Origin of the sequence: Mycobacterium sp. P7213, assembly GCF_900604305.1 — a bacterium.
In the GTDB taxonomy this organism is placed as follows: domain Bacteria; phylum Actinomycetota; class Actinomycetes; order Mycobacteriales; family Mycobacteriaceae; genus Mycobacterium.
Window position 1 is genome coordinate 1 of record NZ_UWOA01000066.1, and the last position, 21,104, is coordinate 21,104.

The following is a 21,104-nucleotide window of genomic DNA, read 5'->3' on the forward strand; positions in this document are numbered from 1 at the left end:
CGTCGGGGAGGGCCTCGGCGGGCGCGGGCAGGGCTTCGGGCGCATTCGGTGCGGCCTGCGGCATCGGTCCCACCGATTTGGCCGGGTCGACGCCGCTGGGCAGGTGGGCCACCAGTCCGGGGGCTGATCCGGCCGTCGGCACGTGATTGCTCGGCAGGGCCTCGGGCGGCGACTGTACGAACTGCGCCACCGAGTCGGCCACCTGCCGCGCGCCGGCGGGCGTGTTGGAGTTGCCGGTGAACGCGGCGGCCGCGGCCATCAGCAGCGAGGTCGCCCCGGCGGGGTCGGCGGCGGCCTGCTGGATCACCGGGCTCAACTGCTCGATGGCGGGCAGCCCGGGAAATCCGGCGGTGGGCAACGGAAGCGCCGGCATGGCCGGGTCGGCTGTGGCCACACTGGCCACCCCCAGGCTGCCGAAGACCAGCAGGGCCGATGACCCGGCTGCGACGGCCCCTTTGGCGGCGGTGGCACGCTGCGTCGTGAAATGCGTGGTGGCGAACAGCGTCCGGAGGCGCGACATGACTTCCCCAATCGTCGGCAATGGCTTGCTGAAAACTGAAGCTAGCTTGTTGCTGGTGAGGCTCAAGTGACACGTGTGTCATTTATAGAACCGTTACGGAGCCGAACCGCGACGGTGATCTGGCGCCCGTTCGCTAATGTTGTGCCGGTAGACACCACCCTCGACACCCCGCCTGCGCGTTCGCTGACGACTCGCCTGACTGCGTGGGCACCCTTGCTGCTGGTTGTCAGCATCGCGGCGCGACTCGCGTGGACCTACCTCACTCCACACGGCGCAAACTTCGTCGACCTGCACGTCTACATCAGCGGCGCGGCCGCGCTGAGCCAGCCCGGCGCGCTGTATGACTACGTCTACGCCGACCAGACCCCGGACTTCCCGCTGCCGTTCACCTACCCGCCGTTCGCCGCGGTGGTGTTCTACCCGCTGCATTTCCTGCCGTTCGGGTTGGTCGCGTTCTTGTGGCAGATCGGCACGATGGCCGCGCTGTACGGCGTGGTGCGGCTGTGCCAGCGACTGCTCGGCGGGTCGGCCTCGCTGAACCGCGGAATTGATGCGGCGGTTCCAGCTTCGCCTCTCCTTCGTCGAGCCTCGCTGAACCGCGGAGTTGATGCGGCGGTTCCAGCTTCGCCTCTCCTTCGTCGAGCCTCGCTGAACCGCCGGGCCGCGATGTTGTGGACGGCAGCCGGGATCTGGACCGAACCGTTGCGCAGCACCTTCGACTACGGCCAGATCAACGTGATCCTGGTGCTGGCGGTGCTCTATGCGGTCTACAGCCGACGGTGGTGGGTGTCGGGGCTGTTGGTCGGACTGGCCGCCGGGGTCAAGCTGACCCCGGCGATCGCCGGGGTATATCTGGCCGGAGCGCGGCGCTGGGCCGCCGCGGTGTTCTCGGCCGTGGTGTTCGCCGGCACCATCGCGGTGTCGGTGTGGGCCACCGGTGATCAGGCCCGCCGCTACTTCACCGAGTTGCTGGGCGACGCTCACCGGGTAGGCCCGATCGGAACGTCGTTCAACCAGTCCTGGCGGGGCGGGATCTCCCGCATCCTTGGACACGACGCCGGTTACAGCCCGCCGGTGCTGGTCGCGATCGTCGTCACCGCGGTGCTGGCCGTGCTCGCCTGGCGGGCGCTGAACAGTACTCCCACCGGACCCGACGTCCTGGGCTCGCTGCTGGTCGTCGAGCTGTTCGGGCTGCTGGCGTCACCGATCTCCTGGACCCATCACTGGGTGTGGCTGCTGCCCCTGATGATCTGGCTGTTCTACGGGCCGTCCTCGGATCGCCCGGGCGCCCGCACCCTGGGTTGGGTCTGGCTCACGCTCACCCTCATCGGCGTGCCGTGGCTGCTGAGCTTCTTCCAGCCGACGATCTGGCAGGACGGCCGGCCGTGGTATCTGGCATGGGCCGGCCTGGTTTACATCGTCGGCGCGCTGGTCACCTTGGGCTGGATGGCGACCACGCGGGTCACGCCGCGAGAACCCGGTTGATCTCGCCCGCCATCGCCACATCCTTGTCGGTGATCCCGCCTTCGGAGTGCGTGACCAGCACGAACAGCACAGTTCGCCAGCGGATATCGATGTCGGGGTGGTGATCGGCCGCTTCGGCACGTTCGGCGACCCGACGCACCGCGTCGATGCCGGCCAGAAAAGAGCCGAACTTGACCGAGCGCCGCAGCGTTCCGTCGGCGAGCTCCCAGCCTTCGAGCTCGGGCAGCGCCGCATTCACCTGATCGTCAGTCAACAAAGCCATACCCGACGGTAGGACGGTATAGCCTCACACGCCATGTCGCCTCAGATCGTCGTCGCCGGAGCCGTCCTCGCCGAGACCGCGGCCGGGCGCACGGTGCTGATCGCGCAGCGGCGCCGCCCGCCAGAGCTGGCCGGTCGCTGGGAACTGCCCGGCGGCAAGGTCATGCCCGGCGAGAGTGAGCCCGCCGCGTTGGCCCGCGAGCTCGGCGAGGAGCTGGGGCTGGACCCGGGTGCCATCACGGTGGGGGAGCGCCTCGGCGCTGACGTGGTGCTGGACACGGCGATGACCTTGCGCGCCTACCTGGTCAGTCTGATGCGCGGCGAGCCCCAGCCCCATGACCATCAAGCCCTTCGCTGGGTGACGGCTGTACAACTACCGGACGTTGACTGGGTACCTGCTGATCGAGCTTGGCTGCCGGAGCTGGCGCGGGCACTCTGGTGAAAAGGCTCTGTTAATTCTTGCCGGAGGATTAGGTCGTCGGGCGATATATCCCGCTACGCTGGTGTGTCGGGCTGTTATGGCGTGCGGCGGCGGCTCCGGCCTCCTGAAATCCGTCGGAGCGCGGCGACCCGCGAAGGAGAATCCGTAATGACACGCGCAGCGCGACCGCCCGGAATCGGTGGCCCACTCGAGGAACTGCTGGAACGCAGCGGCCGGTTCTTCACCCGCGGCCAGGTCTCGCCAGACCTGCGCACCGTCACCCGCCGGGGCGGACGCGAGGCCGATCTGTTCTACCGGGACCGCTGGAGTCACGACAAGGTGGTGCGGTCCACCCACGGCGTCAACTGCACCGGGTCGTGTTCCTGGAAGATCTTCGTCAAGGACGGCATCATCACCTGGGAGAACCAGGCCACCGACTACCCCTCGGTGGGCCCGGACCGCCCCGAATATGAGCCCCGCGGCTGCCCGCGAGGCGCTTCGTTCTCCTGGTACTCCTACTCGCCCACCCGGGTGCGCTACCCCTATGCGCGGGGGGCGCTGGTCGAGATGTTCCGGGAGGCCAAGGCGCGCCTGGGCGACCCGGTGCTGGCCTGGGCGGACATTCAGGCCGACCCTGAGCGTCGCCGGCGCTACCAGCAGGCCCGCGGTATGGGCGGTCTGGTACGGGTGAGCTGGGCCGAAGCCACCGAGATGATCGCTGCCGCCCATGTACACACGATCAAGACCTACGGCCCGGACCGGGTGGCGGGGTTCTCTCCGATTCCGGCGATGTCGATGGTGTCGTTCGCCGCCGGGTCACGCTTCATCCAGATGCTCGGCGGGGTGATGACGTCTTTCTACGACTGGTACGCCGACCTGCCGGTGGCCTCACCCCAGGTGTTCGGCGATCAGACCGATGTGCCGGAATCCGGCGACTGGTGGGATGCGGCCTACCTGATGATGTGGGGCTCCAATGTCCCGATCACCCGCACGCCTGACGCGCACTGGATGGCCGAGGTCCGTTACCGCGGCACCAAGGTGGTCACCGTCAGCCCGGACTATGCCGACAACACCAAGTTCGCCGACGAGTGGATGCCGTGTGCGGCCGGCACCGACGGCGCACTGGCCATGGCGATGGGCCACGTCATCCTCACCGAGTGCTACGTCAAGCAGGAGGTGCCGTTCTTCACCGACTACGTGCGTCGCTACACCGACCTGCCGTTCCTGATCAAGCTGGAAGAGCGTGACGGCCGACTGGTTCCCGGAAAGAACCTGACCGCCGCCGACCTGGGCGGGGAGCTGGCGGCCGTCGAGAACGCGGCGTTCAAACCGGCCCTGTTGGATGAGGCCACCGACACCGTGGTGGTACCCCATGGCTCGTTGGGCTTCCGCTGGGGCGACGATGGCATCGGCAAGTGGAACCTGGACCTGGGCGAGCTGCGGCCGGCATTGACCGTCAAGAACCCGAAGCTCCTCAACGGCGATCAGCCCGCCGCACTGGTCTCACTGCCCGGCTTCGACACCGTGACCGGTCACGGCACCGTCGTGCAGCGCGGGGTGCCGGTGCGCCAGGTCGGTGAGCACTTGGTCTGCACGGTGTTCGACCTGATGCTGGCCAACTACTCGGTACGACGGCCCTGGCTGCCCGGCGAATGGCCGACCGGCTACGACGACGGCACACAGGTCAACACCCCGGCGTGGCAGGAGTCGATCACCGGGGTCTCGGCCGCCCAGGCGATCCGGATTGCGCGCGAATTCGCGCGCAACGCAGAAGAATCCGGCGGCCGGTCGATGATCATCATGGGCAGCGGCATCTGCCAGTGGTTCCACGGCGACGCCACCTACCGGGCGGTACTCGCGCTGCTGATGCTCACCGGCTCGATGGGACGCAACGGCGGCGGCTGGGCGCACTACGTCGGCCAGGAGAAGGTGCGTCCGCTGACCGGCTGGCAGACGATGGCTGCCGGCAGCGACTGGACGCGCCCGCCGCGTCAGGTGCCGGGCACCTCCTACTGGTATGCCCACACCGACCAATGGCGCTATGACGCGTACGGGGCGGAGAAGCTGACCACCCCGCTCGGGCGCGGCCGATTCGACGGACGACACACCATGGACATCCTGGCGTCGGCCACCGCGATGGGCTGGAGCCCGTTCTACCCGCAGTTCGACCGCTCCAGTCTGGATGTGGCCGACGAGGCCGACACAGCAGGACGGGACGCGGGAGAATACGTCGCCGAGCAACTCGCAGCCGGTGATTTGAAGCTGTCGGTCACCGATCCGGACGACCCGGTGAACTGGCCGCGTGTGCTCACGGTGTGGCGGGCCAACCTCATCGGTGCGTCTGGCAAGGGCGGGGAGTACTTCCTCAAGCACCTGCTGGGCACCGACGCCAGCGTGCTGGGCGAGGTGCCCGCCGGCGGCGTGAAGCCGCAGGATGTCAACTGGTCCAATGACATCCCCGAGGGCAAGCTCGATCTGCTCATGTCGATCGACTTCCGGATGACATCCACCACGCTGATGTCCGACGTCGTGCTGCCGGCCGCCACCTGGTACGAGAAGGCCGACCTGTCGTCGACCGACATGCACCCCTACGTGCACTCGTTCAGCGCGGCGATAGACCCGCCCTGGGAGACCCGCAGCGACTACGAAGCGTTCGGTGCGATCGCCCGAACGTTCAGCGCATTGGCGGTCAAGCACCTTGGCGTCCGCAAAGACGTTGTGCTGACGGCCATGCAGCACGACACCGCAGATGCGATGGCCTACCCCGACGGCACCGAGCGTGACTGGCTGCGCAACGGCGAGACGCCGATTCCCGGCAAGACCATGCCCAAAGTGACTGTGGTGGAGCGTGATTACACCGCCATCGGTGACATGTGGCAGACACTTGGCCCGCTGGTGGACACCCTGGGGATGACCACCAAGGGCTACACCGTGTTTCCGCACGAAGAGGTCGAGGAATTGGCCGCCAAGTTCGGGGTGATGAAATCCGGTGCCGGCGCCGGGCGTCCCGCGCTCACCACCGCCACCCGGATGGCCGACACGGTACTGGCGCTGTCGGGCACCACCAACGGCAGAATCGCGACGGAGGGCTTCCGGGAGCTGGAGAAACGCACCGGACAGCGACTGGCGCACCTGTCCGAGGGCAGTGCGGAAAAACGGATCACCTACGCCGACACCCAGGCGCGGCCGGTGCCGGTGGTCACCAGCCCGGAGTGGTCCGGCAGCGAGACCGGGGGACGGCGGTACGCCCCGTTCACGATCAACATCGAATGCCTCAAGCCGTTCCACACCCTGACCGGCCGGATGCACTTCTACACCGCGCACGACTGGATCGAGGAACTCGGCGAACATCTGCCGGTCTACCGTCCGCCGCTGGACATGGCGCGGCTCTTCGACGCCCCCGAACTCGGCGAGACCGGTGACGGCATCGGGATCACCGTGCGGTACCTGACTCCGCACTCGAAGTGGTCGTTCCACTCCACCTACCAGGACAACCTGTACATGCTGTCGCTCTCGCGCGGCGGCCCGACCATGTGGATGAGCCCGGGCGACGCCGCGAAAATCGGTGTCAAGGACAACGATTGGATCGAAGCCGTCAACGTCAACGGCGTCTTCGTCGGCCGCGCGATCGTCAGTCAGCGGATGCCGGACGGGGTGGTGTTCGTCTACCACGTCCAGGAGCGCACCGTTGACACTCCGCGGGCCGAGACCAACAACAAACGTGGCGGCACCCACAACTCGTTGACCCGGATCCGGGTCAAGCCCAGCCACTTGGCCGGTGGCTACGGCCAGCACGCGTTCGCATTCAACTACCTGGGACCGACCGGCAATCAGCGCGACGAGGTGACGGTGGTGCGGCGCCGCAGCCAGGACGTGAGGTATTAGCACGATGAAAGTTATGGCGCAGATGGCCATGGTGATGAACCTGGACAAATGTATTGGCTGCCATACCTGTTCGGTGACCTGCAAACAGGCTTGGACCAACCGTGAGGGCACCGAGTACGTCTGGTTCAACAACGTCGAAACGCGCCCCGGCGGTGGCTATCCACGGACCTATGAAGACCAGGATCGCTGGAAGGGCGGTTGGACGCTGGACCGCAAAGGCCGGCTGCGTCTGCTGGCCGGCGGCCGGCTCCACAAGCTGTTGAGCATCTTCGCCAACCCCAACCTGCCCGGCTTGAAGGACTACTACGAGCCGTGGACCTACGACTACGAGAACCTGACCGCGGCCCCGCTGGGAGACACCATTCCGGTTGCGGCACCGAAGAGTTCGATCACCGGCGAGCCGATGAAGATCCAGTGGGGACCCAACTGGGATGACAATCTCGCCGGGGCGCCGGAGACCCTGGTCAACGACCCGATTCTGGCGAAGGTCAGTGACCAGGTCAAAAGCGAGTTCGAAGAGACCTTCATGTTCTACCTGCCGCGGATCTGTGAGCATTGCCTGAATCCGTCGTGCGTGGCGTCGTGCCCCACCGGGGCCATCTACAAGCGTGAAGAAGACGGCATCGTGCTGGTCGACCAGGACCGCTGTCGTGGCTGGCGGCTGTGCGTTTCGGGCTGCCCGTACAAGAAGGTGTATTTCAACCACAAGACCGGCAAGGCCGAGAAGTGCCATTTCTGCTACCCGCGTATCGAAGTCGGCTTGCCGACGGTGTGCTCGGAGACCTGCGTCGGCCGACTGCGCTACATCGGCTTGGTGCTCTACGACGTCGACAAGGTGCTCGAGGCGGCTTCGGTCGACAACGACACTGACCTGTATGAGGCGCAGCGCGGCGTGTTCCTGGACCCGACCGACCCGGAGGTGATCGCGGGCGCACGCGCTGAGGGGATCTCGGACGCCTGGATCGAGGCCGCGCAGCGTTCGCCCATCTACGCGTTGATCAACACTTACAAGGTGGCATTGCCGTTGCATCCGGAGTACCGGACCATGCCGATGGTCTGGTACATCCCGCCGCTGTCCCCGGTGGTCGATGCCGTCAGCCGCGACGGGCACGACGGCGAAGACCTGGGCAACCTGTTCGGGGCGCTGTCCGCCTTGCGTATCCCGATGGCCTACCTCGCCGAGCTGTTCACCGCCGGTGACACCGGCGTGATCGAGGGTGTGCTGCGCCGGCTGGCAGCGATGCGCTCCTACATGCGCGACATCAGTCTGGGCCGCGAGACCCAACCGCACATACCCGCCTCGGTCGGCATGACCGAGGAAGAGATGTACAACATGTACCGGCTCCTCGCGATCGCCAAATACGAAGAGCGTTACGTCATTCCCACCGCCTACAGCCAGCAGGCGCACGACCTCGAACACATGGGCTGCTCGATCACCGGCGGACCTGAAGGGTATGAGGACCCATTCGTCGGCTCTGATGACGTCGCGAAGACATCGTTCCATCTGGTCGAAAACGGGCACGCGCAGCGGCCACCGGGCCGGACCAACCTGCTCAACTGGGGTGGCGGGGAGCGGGCCGTGCCGGAGATGTTCCCGGAGCATCAGTGAAGCGGTTCATTCATTCCCTACGACGACCGCCCGGTGGACCCGCCGAGCGGGCGGTGTGGCAGGCGGCGTCGCTGCTGCTGTCCTACCCCGACGAGCAGCTGCCCCAGCGGCTCGACACCGTGGAGGAACTGCTGGCCCACGCCGGCTCGTCGACGGCGAATCTGTTGCGGCGCACGGTCGCCGCGCTGCGCGCAGCTGACCCGATGACGGCCGCAGTCGACTACGTCGAAACCTTCGACATGAGGCGGCGCTCGACGATGTTTCTGACCTACTGGACCGGTGGCGACACCCGCAACCGCGGGATGCAGATGCTGGCCTTCGCCACCGCCTACCGCGAAGCCGGCGCCGAGCCGCCCGTGGGGGAGGCGCCCGACCACCTGCCGGTGGTCCTGGAGTTCGCCGCGACGGTGGATCCGCAGGCCGGCCGTCGGTTGCTGCTGGCGCACCGCACACCGATCGACGTGCTGCACCGTGCGTTGAGTGAAGCGAAGTCGCCGTATGCCTTCGCCGTGGGCGCAGTCTGCGAGACGCTCCCTTCGGCAACCGATCAGGAGGTGCAGAACGTGAGTCAGCTGATGGCATCCGGGCCGCCCGCGGAAGCTGTTGGGCTTCAACCCTTCACGGCAGCCGTTTCGCTCGGGATGCCGAAGGTGCCGACCCGATGACGGACGTCTCCCTGATCAACCCCGCCGAGCTGTGGTGGGACATCGTGCCGTATTTCGTACTGGCCATCGCCGGCGTCGCCACCTGGTGGCGATACAAGTACGACAAGTTCGGGTGGACCACCCGCTCGTCTCAGCTGTATGAGTCCAAGCTGCTGCGGATCGGCAGCCCGATGTTCCACTTCGGCAGCTTCGTGGTGATCGCAGGACACATCATGGGACTCTTCGTCCCGGAGTCGTGGACCGAGGCGCTGGGCATGAGCGACCAGCTCTACCATCTGCAGGCGCTGGTCCTGGGCCTGCCCGCCGGCATCGCCACCCTGATCGGGGTCGGGTTGCTGATCTACCGTCGCCGCACCGAGCGCTCGGTGTTCAAGGCCACCAGCGTCAACGACAAGCTGATGTATGCGGTGCTGGTGTGTGCGCTGGTGGCCGGGATGAGTTGCACCCTGATGGGCACCACCGCCTACGGCGAGGCGCATGACTACCGCCAGACGGTCTCGGTCTGGTTCCGGTCGATCTTCACGTTCGATCCGCGGGGCGATTTGATGCTGCAGGCGCCGCTGTATTTCCAGGTTCACGTCATGATTGCGTTGACATTGTTCGCGCTGTGGCCGTTCACTCGTCTGGTGCACGCATTCAGCGCGCCGATCGGGTATCTGTTTCGGCCGTACATCGTCTACCGCAGCCGCGACGTCGCTAGGAGGAATCAGCCGATGGGTTCACGACCGCAACGGAGGGGCTGGTGAGGATCCGCACGGCGTTGCTCGGCACGCTCGGCTGTGTCTGCTTGGCGGCGCCGGCTCAGGCCGATCCCTCCGAGACCGACACCAATTTCCTGGTGTCTTTGCGGGCGGCCGGCATCACCTACAACAACGCTGACCAGGCCATCGTCACCGCGAAGATGGTGTGCGGTTTGATCGCCGAGGGCCAGCCCAGCCCGCAGGTGCTCGAGGGCCTCAAGGCCCGGAACCCGGGCCTGACGACCGAGCACGGCTCGCAGTTCGTGGGGATCGCCGCCCAGTTGTACTGCCCCGATCAGTTGGTGCGCAGCGGCGCCTAGAAACAACGATGAAGTCGTGGTTCCCGAGCAGGCTGAGCTGAGCTGGGCGCGTCGGCGGTGCTCGGCATAAAGTTACAGACGTGCCACTGCCTGACGAGGTCTATTCCCGGCTGCTTGCTTTCCGCACGCGGCTGAGGCGCTTTGAGCGGTGGAGTGCCGACCAGGCGCAAGCGGCCGGACTCACCCCTGCACAGCACCAGTTGTTGTTGGCGATCCGGGGTCACGGTGACTCGCGGGGGCCGACGGTCGGCGACATCGCGGAATATCTGCTGTTGCGCCACCACAGTGCCGGAGAGCTGATTCAGCGGGCCGAAGCCGCCGGTCTGGTCACTCGGGTCCGCGACAGCGGCGACCAGCGGGTGATTCGGCTGCAGCTCACCGAAACGGCGGCGCAGTGTCTGCAATCGCTGACCGAACTGCACGTCAAGGAGCTTGAGAGGTTCTCCGCGGAGTCCCCCCTCGGGCTGTGACATGGCTTTCATGTTTTCGCGATTGACAGGGTGCGCTGGCAGAATCGCCCGGTGAACTTTCGTAACGTCGCCATCGTCGCGCACGTAGACCACGGCAAGACGACTCTGGTCGACGCCATGCTCCGCCAGTCCGGCGCCCTCTCGCACCGCGGTGATGACGACAAAGAGCGCATCATGGACTCCGGTGACCTGGAGCGGGAAAAGGGCATCACGATCCTGGCCAAGAACACGGCCGTGCATCGCCACAACCCTGACGGCACCGTCACCGTCATCAACGTGATCGACACCCCGGGTCACGCCGACTTCGGCGGCGAGGTGGAGCGCGGGCTGTCGATGGTCGACGGCGTGGTTCTGCTGGTCGACGCATCCGAGGGGCCGCTGCCGCAGACCCGTTTCGTGCTGCGCAAGGCGCTGGCCGCTCATCTGCCGGTGATCCTGGTGGTCAACAAGACCGACCGGCCCGACGCCCGCATTGCCGAGGTGGTCGACGCCAGCCACGACCTGCTGCTCGACGTGGCCAGCGACCTCGACGACGCGGCGCAGGCCGCCGCGGAACACGCCCTCGGTCTGCCGACGCTGTACGCATCCGGCCGGGCCGGGGTGGCGAGCACCACCGCGCCCGCCGACGGCCAGATTCCGGACTTGGACAACCCCGAAGCCAACCTCGACCCGCTGTTCGACGTGCTGCTCGAGCACGTCCCGCCGCCGTCGGGCGACCCGGAGGCGCCGCTGCAGGCGTTGGTCACCAACCTCGATGCCTCGCCATTCCTGGGCCGGCTCGCCCTGATCCGGGTCTACAACGGCCGCATCCGCAAAGGCCAGCAGGTGGCCTGGATGCGTGAGGTCGACGGTGAACCAGTGACCACCACGGCGAAGATCACCGAACTGCTGGTCACCGAGGGTGTCGAACGTACCCCGACGGAAGAGGCCGGTGCGGGCGACATCGTCGCCGTCGCCGGGATCAGCGACATCATGATCGGCGACACGCTGGCGGATCTGGCCGCTCCGGTCGCACTGCCGCGCATCACCGTCGACGAGCCGGCGATCTCGGTGACCATCGGCACCAACTCCTCGCCGCTGGCGGGCAAGGTCTCCGGCCACAAGTTGACCGCGCGGATGGTCAAGTCACGTCTGGACACCGAGCTGATCGGCAACGTGTCGATCCGGGTGGTCGACATCGGTCGCCCCGACGCCTGGGAGGTCCAAGGCCGAGGCGAGTTGGCGCTGGCCATCCTCGTCGAGCAGATGCGCCGGGAGGGCTTCGAGCTGACCGTCGGTAAGCCTCAGGTGGTGACCCGCAAGATCGACGGCAAGGTGCACGAGCCGTTCGAGCACCTGACCGTCGACTGCCCCGAGGAGTATGTCGGCGCCATCACCCAGCTGGCGGCGGGCCGTAAGGGCCGGATGACCGAGATGGCCAACCACACCACCGGGTGGGTGCGGATGGAGTTCATCATCCCCAGTCGCGGGCTGATCGGTTGGCGCACCGACTTTCTCACCGAGACTCGCGGCACCGGTATCGCCAATGCGGTGTTCGAGGGTTACCAGCCGTGGGCCGGCGAGATCCGCGCCCGGCACACCGGGTCGCTGGTGTCCGACCGGGCCGGGGCCATCACGCCGTTCGCGTTGATCCAGTTGGCCGACCGTGGGCAGTTCTTCGTCGAGCCGGGCCAGGACACCTACCAGGGCATGGTGGTGGGGATCAATCCTCGGGCCGAGGATCTCGACATCAATGTCACCAAGGAGAAGAAGCTCACCAACATGCGGTCGTCGACGGCCGATGTGATGGAGACGCTGGCCCGTCCGATCGAGCTCGATCTGGAGCAGGCGATGGAGTTCTGCGCGGCCGACGAGTGCGTCGAAGTCACCCCCGAAGTGGTCCGGGTCCGCAAGGTCGAATTGGACTCCACGCTGCGGGCGCGCAGCCGCTCCCGGGCCAAGAACCTCTAGGGTTGGGCGCGGCTTTGCGCGCTGCTCGACGGTCTGCGCGCCCAAATCGCCGCCCGGATACCCTGGTAGTCGTGCCGAGACCAGCCCGCCGCGCCCATGTCACGGCGGGGGCACTGGTTTCGGTGACCATGCTGGTCCTGACGCAGGCGATCTCGTCGTGCACGGTGAACCCGCCGCCGGCGCCGCAGAGCACCGAGACGCCGAAGGTCACAGCCCCGCCGCCGCCGCGGATCAGCCAGATCATCATGGGCATCGATTCCATCGGGGCCGGTTTCAACCCCCACCTGCGTTCGGACCTGTCGGCGGTCACCGCGGCGATCAGCGCGCTGGTGCTGCCCAGCGCGTTTCGGCCAGTCCCGGACTCCAGTACCCCCACCGGTTCGCGGTGGGAGATGGACCCGACGCTGCTGGTGTCGGCCGCCGTGACTTCCGAGGCACCGTTCACGGTGACCTACCGAATCCGGCCCGAGGCCTCCTGGACCGACAACGCGCCGATCGCCGCCGACGACTTCTGGTACCTGTGGCAGCAGATGGTCACCCAGCCCGGTGTCGTCGACCCGGCGGGTTATGACCTGATCACCGGAGTGCATTCCGTCGAAGGCGGCAAGCAGGTGGTGGTCACCTTCGCCAAGCCGTACCCGGCGTGGCGGGAACTGTTCAACAACATCGTTCCGGCGCACATCGTCAAAGATGTGCCCGGCGGTTTCCCGGCCGGGCTGGCCCGGGCTCTGCCGGTCACCGGTGGCCAGTTCCGGGTGGAGAACATCGATCCACAGCGCGACGCGATCCTGCTCGCCCGCAACGACCGCTACTGGGGCCCGCCGGCCAAGCCGGACCTGGTCTTGTTCCGCCGCGCCGGGTCAGCGGCAGCGCTGGCTGACTCGATCCGCAACGGGGACACCCAGGTGGCTCAGGTGCACGGCGGTTCGGCGGCGTTCGCTCAGCTGTCGGTTATCCCCGGCGTGCAGACCACCCGGGTGGTCACGCCCCGAATCATGCAGTTCGCGCTGCGGGCAGCGGAACCCAAGCTGGCCGATGTGCGGGTTCGTCGGGCGATTCTGGGACTGCTCGACGTCGGCCTGCTGGCCACGGTGGGCGCCGGCAGCGACAACACTGTCACTTTGGACCAGGCCCAGGTTCGCACTCCCAGCGACCCCGGTTATGTGCCCACCGCACCGCCGGCGATGGCCGAATCGGCCGCGCTGGCACTGTTGCAGGCGGCCGGCTACCGAGTCGAAAAGGATGCGCCGCCGTCCGCGCTGGTCCCGCCGGCCGGCTCCGCCACCGGTGCGCCGCACCCGCCGGAGATCACCCGGGGGCGGATCAGCAAGGGCGGCGAGCAGCTGTCGCTGGTGATCGGGGTGGCGGCCAACGATCCGACCTCGCTGGCCGTGGCCAACACCGCTGCCGACCAGTTGCGCAACGTCGGGGTTGCCGCCACGGTTCTGGCGCTGGATCCGGTGAAGCTCTACCGGGAAGCGCTGGTCACCCATCAGGTCGATGCGATCGTCGGATGGCAGCAGGCCGGCGGCGACCTGGCCACACTGCTGGCTTCGCGTTACGGCTGCGGCGCATTGGCTCCCGCCACCGTGCCCGTCTCGGCGAGCCCGGTGCCGGGGCCGTCGGCGCCTGCGGCCTCCCAGTCCCCGGGGCCCGCGCCCGCGCCGGCCACGACGGCCCCGAAGGTACCGCCGCGCTCCGCCGCGCCCGGGGCACTGCTACAAGCTCCGTCGAACATCACCGGCGTCTGCGACCACGCGATCCAGGCCGAGATCGATGCCGCCCTCGATGGCAGCAAGTCCATCGGCGACGTGATCGCCGCCGTCGAACCCCGGTTGTGGAGTATGGCGACGGTGCTGCCGATCCTGCAGGACACCACGATCGTGGCTGTCGGTCCGAGCGTGACCAACGTCAGCTTGACCGGGTCGGTACCGGTGGGCATCGTCGGCGGGGCCGGAAACTGGGTCAAGCTGCCCTAGCGAAAGCACCCGGGACGTTAAGCTTGGCGAGGTTGGTAGACCACGGGGGAGCAACAGGTGGACGCCAGCTGGAATCGACATTAACGAGGCCTTGCGCACAGGCAATTCTTGGTTAAGATTAAGCAAACCTGCGCGGGACTCGTCGGAGGGAGATTTGTCAATGGAACACCTCGCTCGCCGCTGCGCCACAGTGACCGCTGCAGCTCTGGGTGTCGGCAGCCTGGTCGCAGTGCTGACGTCGATGACCCCGGCCCTGCCTGAGGTACAGATCCGCGACATCGACCTGGCCGCCGCGAACGTCGATGTGATTCCCGGCCTCGACATCATTGAGAATCACGTCCGCCCCGACTTCGTCGGCAGCGGTGGCGCCGACGCCCAGTACATCAACGTGGGCTCGGTGCTCTTCGGCGACGGCGACGATGCATACGGAGTCGGCTCAACCTTCCACGCAGGCGAGCTGGACGAGAACGTGTTCAACGAGCTGACCGGCGGCAGCTTCGACCCGCAGAACCTGCCGCTGGGGCTGCCTTCTTTCACACCTGACCTGGCTGGTTTGGAGCTCCCGGGCGTCGGCTCGTTCAGCGGCGGAGCCGGGCAGGCCGCCAACATCGCCGCGGCCGACGCGGCCGCCGGCTTCAGCCTCATCATGCAGGCGATCCCGGATGCGCAGCAGGCGATGAACGCCGCCATCATCGCGATGGAGGCGGAGTTCAACAGTGCACTGGTCGCCGCGCAACAGGACGCCGCCGATCGGCTGGCCGCCGAAAACCCCGAGTTCGGCGACCTGGTGAACTGGATCTTCAGCATCAACAACACGGTGCTGGCGCAGAACCAGGCCGCGTTCAACAACATGATGGGCATCGGCTTCAACCCTTACGACAGCCTGCTCGGCCACTTCGACCCGGCCATCCTCAACGCCGACTGGACAACCCTGCTCGGGTTCAGTCCGGACCAGTTCGACGAGATCGTCAACGCGATTCAGGGCGACAACCTTGCGTTGCTGTTGGGCGGCATCGACTGGGATGGGTTCTTCGACAGTCTGTTCTGATCCGGTTGAGGGCCGCCGATCCATTCGCCGGTGCGGCGGTAGGGTTTTGGCGTGTCGGATCCGATTCCACGATTGCTGTTCGTCCATGCCCACCCCGATGACGAGACTCTGACGACTGGGGCGACGATCGCCCACTACGCCGCCCGCGGCGCCGACGTGCGTGTGGTGACCTGCACGCTGGGGGAGGAGGGCGAGGTCATCGGGGACCGTTGGGCGCATCTGACGGTGGACGGCGCCGACCAACTGGGCGGGTATCGGATCGGTGAGCTGACCGCGGCGCTGCGGGCGCTGGGAGTCGGCCCCCCGGCGTTTCTCGGCGGCGCGGGACGCTGGCGTGACTCGGGGATGACCGGCACCCCGGCGCGCCGGCAGCAGCGGTTCATCGACGCCGACGACGCCGACACCGTTGCGGCGCTGGCGGCCATCGTCCGGACGCTGCGCCCGCACGTGGTCGTCAGCTACGACCCGAACGGCGGGTACGGCCATCCCGACCACGTACACGCCCATCACGTCACCACAGCGGCGCTGGCCGCAGCGGCAGAGGATGGCTCCGAGCCGGGGTGGTCCACGCCGAAGTTCTACTGGACGGTGACCGCCGGCAGCGCCCGGCGAGCCGCCCTGGCAGAGCTTGGCGACGCCGATCGGCTCTCGCATTGGACGGCGGCTGACGCGCCGGATGAGCATGCGGTCGGGGACTTCCCCGATGACCGGATCGATGCGGTGATCGAGGCCGCAGAAGCTCGCGCGGCGAAGGTCGCCGCCATGAGGGCTCATGCCACCCAGATCACCGTCGGGCCGACCGGCCGCGCGTTCGCATTGTCGAACAACGTGGTCCAGCCGATTTCGGCCGCCGAGCATTACGTCCTGGTCGCCGGTGATCCCGGGCCGCGCGACGGCCGGGGATGGGAAACCGATCTGCTGGCCGGACTTCACCTCGATGACGGCGGCCACAGGGTAGGCTCCTGCTGAGCAGTTTCTGTAGAGGCAATGACTTAGGTGGTTTAGGCATGGATCCCGATCTGGACCCGAACTTGGAGCACTGGCAGTGGTGGCTCGACAGCTATCAGTGGATGGTCGGTTCGTTGGTCAGCCAGCTGGAGAGCATCCCCACTTGAGTTCCGTCGCGTCGCTCACCGAGCCCGCGATGCCCACCGATACGCCGGCATTCAATTTCGTCGTGCTGGCGCTGCTTGCCCTCGATGGCGCGCTCTGCGCCGTGGCCACCGCGCTGCTGCTACCCGCCCACATAGGTGCCATTCCCGTTCCGCTCAGTGCCCTGATCGGGGGCCTGGTCAACGCCGGTCTGGTGTGGGTGGCACAGCGCTGCACCATGTCGCTGCGGTTGGCGGTGCTGCCGCTGTGGACCTGGTTGTTGGCTATCGCATTGATGACCCTTGGTGGTCCGGGGGACGACCTGATCTTCGCTGACCGTGGCGTGATGGCCTATGGCGTGCTGCTGATGATCGTGCTGGGCAGCGCGCCGCCCGCGTGGGTGCTGTGGCGGCGTCGCCAGGCGCTGGCCGTCGGAGACATTTCAGACGGCCAGGCCTGACAGGACGAGGTCCTACGCCGGCGTGCTGGCCTAAATGAGCATGTCCAGCAGCGCCGCACCGGCGGCCTGGAACGCGTCGCCGAGGTCACCCACGTCTCCCACTTCCAGTGCGTCGACGCTCAGTGCCGTGTCGGGCAGGCTGAAGTCCGCGAGTCCCGGCAGTTGCGACAGCTCGACGGGCAACCCAGGGTCGGTGGCCTCGGAAAGGTACGGGTAGTAGGGGTAGTAGATCGTGCCCACAAGGAACGGCCAAATGAGCTGCTCGACTAGGTTGATCGGAGTCCATATCAGTGATGCCGCCAGCGAACCGACGATCGGAACCCAGCTCAGTGGTGACAGCAGCACGGACACCACGCTGTTGAAGGCGTATATCACCTCTGCAAAGAAATACCCGAGCCCGAAGAAGCCGGCCGCCGCGTCGCCGGCGACCTCCGACAGCTCGGTTGATCCGAGGGATCCCAGCAGGTCTGGCACCAGAGATTCCAGCAGATCGGCGGGCACTACCTCTGCGGTCAAGACCACCGGGTGGAATTGGACTTCGGCGCGCGGCAGGACCGGGGTGACTGCCGGGCTGGCCGCGAGGCATGTTGCCGCGACCAGGGGTGCAAACCAAGGTAATGCTGAGGTCTTCATGATAACTCCTTCGCAGTTTGGCCTAGTAAATAACGGTTCTCAATCAGTGTCAAGAAGTCCGCTTTATCGGATCATTCGACAGGTAATCGGGCGTGGCTCCCATGTGGCGGCTGAATGGGCGGGCTATGTCGGGCCCGTTGTGAGCTGCGGGGCCGTGATGGCCGTGTTTACCGGCTGTGAAAACCTCAGGTATTGGGCACGGTGGCGTGCGGTGTCCGCGGCGCTGGGCTGTTTACGGATCTTGGCTCCACCCGCGTAAGCGCACCTTGGCTGGCGACCTGGATGCCGCTTGCGGGTCTGAAAGGTATTGGCGAACCGGAGGCCGCTTGCGGGGTCTGGAAAGGTATGGGGGTGTGGGGAATGAACAGCGGACGGTTCCGAGTTGTGGTGATGTGACACTTACCCCGGAGCTGCCTGATTCATCGCGCGAAGTGGTCGCGCCGCCAGCAGGTCGGAGTGCCCTGCGCCGGGTGCTGCGGCGGGCCCGCGACGGCGTGCTCCTCAATGTCGAGGAAACCGCGATCGCCATGAGCGCGCGGGGCAGCGACCTGGCCGACCTGTGTGCGAGCGCTGCCCGGGTACGAGACGCCGGTCTGGTGTCGGGAGGTCGGCGCGGACCGGGCGGACGGCTGCCGGTCAGCTACTCGCGCAAGGTGTTCATCCCGGTCACCCACCTGTGCCGCGACACTTGCCACTACTGCACCTTCGTCACCGTGCCCGGCGTGCTGCGAGCGCAGGGCAAGCAGATGTTCCTGGGTCCCGACGAGATCCTCGATATCGCCCGCCGCGGTGCCGAGATGGGTTGCAAGGAGGCGCTGTTCACGCTGGGCGACCGGCCCGAGGACCGCTGGTCCGAGGCACGACAGTGGCTCGACGAGCGCGGTTATGACAGCACCCTGGCCTACGTACGGGCGATGGCCATCCGGGTGCTGGAAGAGACCGGCCTGCTGCCGCACCTGAACCCGGGGGTGATGAGCTGGTCGGAGATGTCGCGGCTCAAGCCGGTGGCGCCGTCGATGGGCATGATGCTTGAGACCACGTCCCGGCGACTATTTGAGACCAAAGGCCTGGCGCACTACGGCAGTCCGGACAAAGATCCCGTGGTTCGCCTGCGCACGCTGGCCGACGCGGGCCGACTCTCGATCCCGTTCACCACCGGCCTGCTGGTCGGCATCGGCGAGACGCTCGCCGAGCGTGCCGACACCTTGCACGCGATCCGCAAGGTGCACAAAGAGTTCGGGCACATCCAGGAAGTCATCGTGCAGAACTTCCGGGCCAAGGAGCACACCGCGATGGCGGCGGTGCCCGACACCGGTTTCGAGGACTTCTTGGCCACGGTGGCGGTCACCCGGCTGGTACTGGGCCCCAAGATGCGGGTGCAGGCACCGCCCAACCTGGTCTCTGCCGAGGAATGCCTGGCGCTGATCGGCGCCGGGGTCGACGACTGGGGCGGGGTTTCCCCGCTGACGCCTGACCACGTCAACCCGGAACGCCCCTGGCCGGCGCTGGACGACCTGGCCGCGATCACGCAGCAAGCCGGCTACGACCTGGTGCAGCGGCTCACCGCTCAGCCCGACTACGTGCTGGCCGGTGCGGCGTGGATCGACCCGCGGGTGCGCCCGCACGTTGCGGCGCTGGCCGACCCGGACAGCGGCTGGGCCCGGGACGTCAATCCGGTCGGGCTGGCCTGGCAGGAGCCCGACGAGGTGCAGTCGGCCGGGCGGATCGATCTGCACACCGCGATCGACGTCGACGGCCGGGCCACCGACACCCGCAGTGATCTGGGCAGCGCATTCGGGGACTGGGAGTCCATCCGTGAGCAGATCAATGACCTGGCAGCCCGTGCCCCAGAGCGCGTCGACACCGATGTACTGGCCGCGCTGCGCTCGGCCGAACGCGACCCGGCCGGCTGCACCGACGCCGAGTATCTGGCATTGGCCACCGCGGATGGTCCGGCCATGGATGCTGTTGCCGCACTGGCTGATTCACTGCGGCGCGACGCCGTCGGCGATGACGTGACGTATGTGGTCAACCGCAACATCAACTTCACCAACATCTGCTACGTCGGCTGCCGGTTCTGTGCCTTCGCCCAGCGCAAGGGGGACGCGGACGCGTTTTCGCTGTCGAACGCCGAGGTCGGCGAACGTGCCTACGAGGCGCATCTGGCCGGCGCCACCGAGGTCTGCATGCAGGGCGGTATCGACCCGGAGCTACCGGTCACCGGTTATGCCGATCTGGTCCGCGCGGTCAAGGCTCGGGTGCCGTCGATGCACGTGCACGCGTTCTCTCCGATGGAGATCACCAATGGGGTGTCCAAGAGCGGCTTGAGCATTCGGGAGTGGCTGATCAGCCTGCGCGAGGCGGGCCTGGGCAGCATTCCGGGCACCGCCGCCGAAATCCTCGACGACGAGATCCGCTGGGTGCTCACCAAAGGCAAGCTGCCGACCTCGATGTGGGTGGAGGTGGTCAGCACCGCGCATGAGGTGGGCCTGCGATCCAGCTCGACCATGATGTACGGCCACATCGACTCCCCGCGGCACTGGGTCGGACACCTGCGGGTGCTGCGCGACATCCAGGACCGCACCGGTGGTTTCACCGAATTTGTGCCGTTGCCATTCGTGCATCAGAGTTCGCCGCTGTACCTGGCCGGCGGCGCGCGGCCCGGCCCGAGCCATCGCGATAACCGCGCGGTACATGCGTTGGCGCGGATCATGTTGCACGGCCGCATCCCCAACATCCAGACCAGCTGGGTCAAGTTGGGGGTGGAGCGCACCCAGGTGATGCTCAACGGCGGCGCCAACGACCTGGGCGGCACGCTGATGGAGGAGACCATCTCGCGGATGGCCGGCTCCGAGCACGGATCGGCCAAGACGATTGCGGAGTTGACGTCGATCGCCGAGGGCATTGGGCGCCCGGCCCGCCAGCGCAGCACCGACTACGCACCGCTGCCGGCCTGACTGCCTCCTCCGTGAGATTGCGCTCCTCCGTGACATTGCGGCCAGGGTCGTGCAGTCCGTCCGAATCGCAGCCGTCAGTGCAATCTCGGCCGGGGCTGCCTATAGGCGGGCCGCCAGCTCGGTGCCCTGCTTGATGGCCCGCTTGGCATCCAGTTCGGCGGCCAGCGCCGCGCCACCGATGATGTGCGGTGTCATGCCGCGCGACCGCAATCCGTCCTCGAGGTCGCGCACCGACTCCTGACCGGCGCAGATCACCACGTTGTCCACCGCCAACACCTGCGGGCGTGACTTGTTCGGGCCGTAGCTGATGTGCAACCCGTCATCATCGATGCGGTCGTAGTTCACCCCGGAGAGCTGCTGGACGTTCTTGGCCTTCACCGATGCCCGATGCACCCAACCGCTGGTCTTGCCCAACTTGCGGCCTTGAGCTCCTGCGGTGCGGGCCAACAGATAGACCTGGCGGGCCGGCGGTGCGGGGTCCGGCGGCAGCAGCGCACCCCTGGCCTCCCACGGTTCGGCGGCACCCCACTCGGCCTTCCACTCCTTGAGGTGCAGCGTCGGCGAGGAGTCGGGTGAATCCAGGACCAGGAATTCACTGACGTCGAACCC

At 67.1% G+C, this 21,104-nt stretch carries 16 protein-coding genes and 2 pseudogenes; 14 read left to right on the forward strand and 4 right to left on the reverse strand.

Annotated elements, in window-relative coordinates:
- Nucleotides 1–520 (reverse strand): annotated as a pseudogene (locus EJK91_RS19480) (hypothetical protein); the annotation flags it as partial.
- Nucleotides 521–661: 141 nt separating this feature from the next.
- On the opposite strand from EJK91_RS19480, the gene EJK91_RS19485 reads away from it, so the two are divergent.
- The gene (locus tag EJK91_RS19485; protein WP_206430447.1) at nucleotides 662–2,005 is read left to right on the forward strand and encodes a mannosyltransferase; all 1,344 of its coding nucleotides are present in this window, start codon (nucleotides 662–664) and stop codon (nucleotides 2,003–2,005) included.
- Here the strand turns inward: EJK91_RS19485 and EJK91_RS19490 are convergent.
- A complete protein-coding gene (locus tag EJK91_RS19490; protein WP_024441170.1) occupies nucleotides 1,983–2,267 on the reverse strand; it encodes a 4a-hydroxytetrahydrobiopterin dehydratase in 285 nt (94 codons plus the stop codon). The two genes, EJK91_RS19485 and EJK91_RS19490, sit on opposite strands and share 23 nt — an antisense overlap.
- Before the next feature lie 33 nt (nucleotides 2,268–2,300).
- On the opposite strand from EJK91_RS19490, the gene EJK91_RS19495 reads away from it, so the two are divergent.
- From EJK91_RS19495 to EJK91_RS19550, 12 genes are all read left to right on the forward strand, one after another.
- Complete coding sequence (locus tag EJK91_RS19495; RefSeq protein WP_024441171.1) at nucleotides 2,301–2,708, forward strand: (deoxy)nucleoside triphosphate pyrophosphohydrolase; 408 nt, start codon at nucleotides 2,301–2,303, stop codon at nucleotides 2,706–2,708.
- A 147-nt stretch (nucleotides 2,709–2,855) separates the two neighbouring features.
- Nucleotides 2,856–6,572: a nitrate reductase subunit alpha gene (locus tag EJK91_RS19500; protein ID WP_125079736.1), complete on the forward strand. Its 3,717-nt coding sequence runs from the start codon at nucleotides 2,856–2,858 to the stop codon at nucleotides 6,570–6,572.
- Nucleotides 6,573–6,576: 4 nt separating this feature from the next.
- Complete coding sequence (gene narH / locus EJK91_RS19505) at nucleotides 6,577–8,181, forward strand: nitrate reductase subunit beta (RefSeq protein WP_125079737.1); 1,605 nt, start codon at nucleotides 6,577–6,579, stop codon at nucleotides 8,179–8,181.
- The gene (gene narJ, locus EJK91_RS19510; RefSeq protein ID WP_125079738.1) at nucleotides 8,178–8,846 is read left to right on the forward strand and encodes a nitrate reductase molybdenum cofactor assembly chaperone; all 669 of its coding nucleotides are present in this window, start codon (nucleotides 8,178–8,180) and stop codon (nucleotides 8,844–8,846) included. Before narH ends, narJ begins: the two co-directional genes overlap by 4 nt.
- Nucleotides 8,843–9,592 carry a respiratory nitrate reductase subunit gamma gene (narI, locus tag EJK91_RS19515; RefSeq protein ID WP_125079739.1) on the forward strand — a complete coding sequence of 250 codons (750 nt, stop codon included), beginning with the start codon at nucleotides 8,843–8,845 and terminating at the stop codon, nucleotides 9,590–9,592. Before narJ ends, narI begins: the two co-directional genes overlap by 4 nt.
- Nucleotides 9,589–9,906 (forward strand): DUF732 domain-containing protein, encoded by a 318-nt coding sequence (locus EJK91_RS19520; RefSeq protein ID WP_024441176.1) that lies wholly within the window; start codon nucleotides 9,589–9,591, stop codon nucleotides 9,904–9,906. Before narI ends, EJK91_RS19520 begins: the two co-directional genes overlap by 4 nt.
- 80 nt (nucleotides 9,907–9,986) lie before the next feature.
- Nucleotides 9,987–10,376, forward strand: a complete 390-nt coding sequence (locus tag EJK91_RS19525; RefSeq protein WP_125079740.1) for a MarR family winged helix-turn-helix transcriptional regulator — start codon at nucleotides 9,987–9,989, stop codon at nucleotides 10,374–10,376.
- A gap of 51 nt (nucleotides 10,377–10,427) precedes the next feature.
- Nucleotides 10,428–12,326, forward strand: coding sequence for a translational GTPase TypA (gene typA / locus EJK91_RS19530; protein WP_125079741.1), 1,899 nt, complete (start codon nucleotides 10,428–10,430; stop codon nucleotides 12,324–12,326).
- A gap of 71 nt (nucleotides 12,327–12,397) precedes the next feature.
- Nucleotides 12,398–14,305, forward strand: coding sequence for an ABC transporter family substrate-binding protein (locus tag EJK91_RS19535; protein WP_125079742.1), 1,908 nt, complete (start codon nucleotides 12,398–12,400; stop codon nucleotides 14,303–14,305).
- A 190-nt stretch (nucleotides 14,306–14,495) separates the two neighbouring features.
- Nucleotides 14,496–15,353: a hypothetical protein gene (locus EJK91_RS19540; protein ID WP_241178757.1), complete on the forward strand. Its 858-nt coding sequence runs from the start codon at nucleotides 14,496–14,498 to the stop codon at nucleotides 15,351–15,353.
- A 63-nt stretch (nucleotides 15,354–15,416) separates the two neighbouring features.
- Entirely contained in the window at nucleotides 15,417–16,322 is a 906-nt protein-coding gene (gene mshB / locus EJK91_RS19545; protein WP_444850837.1) for an N-acetyl-1-D-myo-inositol-2-amino-2-deoxy-alpha-D-glucopyranoside deacetylase, read from the forward strand.
- Between the two features lie 175 nt (nucleotides 16,323–16,497).
- Nucleotides 16,498–16,905 (forward strand): hypothetical protein, encoded by a 408-nt coding sequence (locus EJK91_RS19550; RefSeq protein WP_192830990.1) that lies wholly within the window; start codon nucleotides 16,498–16,500, stop codon nucleotides 16,903–16,905.
- Nucleotides 16,906–16,935: 30 nt separating this feature from the next.
- Here EJK91_RS19550 and EJK91_RS19555 read toward each other — a convergent pair whose 3' ends face one another.
- A complete protein-coding gene (locus tag EJK91_RS19555) occupies nucleotides 16,936–17,538 on the reverse strand; it encodes a hypothetical protein (RefSeq protein WP_125079744.1) in 603 nt (200 codons plus the stop codon).
- Nucleotides 17,539–17,930: 392 nt separating this feature from the next.
- Between EJK91_RS19555 and EJK91_RS19560 the strand changes: the two genes are divergently transcribed.
- Nucleotides 17,931–20,495, forward strand: coding sequence for a bifunctional FO biosynthesis protein CofGH (locus EJK91_RS19560; protein WP_051190185.1), 2,565 nt, complete (start codon nucleotides 17,931–17,933; stop codon nucleotides 20,493–20,495).
- Nucleotides 20,496–20,594: 99 nt separating this feature from the next.
- Here the strand turns inward: EJK91_RS19560 and EJK91_RS19565 are convergent.
- A pseudogene (locus EJK91_RS19565) lies at nucleotides 20,595–21,104 on the reverse strand (NADPH-dependent 2,4-dienoyl-CoA reductase); the annotation flags it as partial.

What these genes read in the sequence shown, in the direction of transcription:
- EJK91_RS19490 (WP_024441170.1), bottom strand. Translation starts at nt 2,267, where the DNA reads ATGGCTTTGTTGACTGACGATCAGGTGAATGCGGCGCTGCCCGAGCTC.
- EJK91_RS19495 (WP_024441171.1), top strand. Translation starts at nt 2,301, where the DNA reads ATGTCGCCTCAGATCGTCGTCGCCGGAGCCGTCCTCGCCGAGACCGCG.
- EJK91_RS19500 (WP_125079736.1), top strand. Translation starts at nt 2,856, where the DNA reads ATGACACGCGCAGCGCGACCGCCCGGAATCGGTGGCCCACTCGAGGAA.
- narH (WP_125079737.1), top strand. Translation starts at nt 6,577, where the DNA reads ATGAAAGTTATGGCGCAGATGGCCATGGTGATGAACCTGGACAAATGT.
- narI (WP_125079739.1), top strand. Translation starts at nt 8,843, where the DNA reads ATGACGGACGTCTCCCTGATCAACCCCGCCGAGCTGTGGTGGGACATC.
- EJK91_RS19550 (WP_192830990.1), top strand. Translation starts at nt 16,498, where the DNA reads ATGCCCACCGATACGCCGGCATTCAATTTCGTCGTGCTGGCGCTGCTT.
- EJK91_RS19555 (WP_125079744.1), bottom strand. Translation starts at nt 17,538, where the DNA reads ATGAAGACCTCAGCATTACCTTGGTTTGCACCCCTGGTCGCGGCAACA.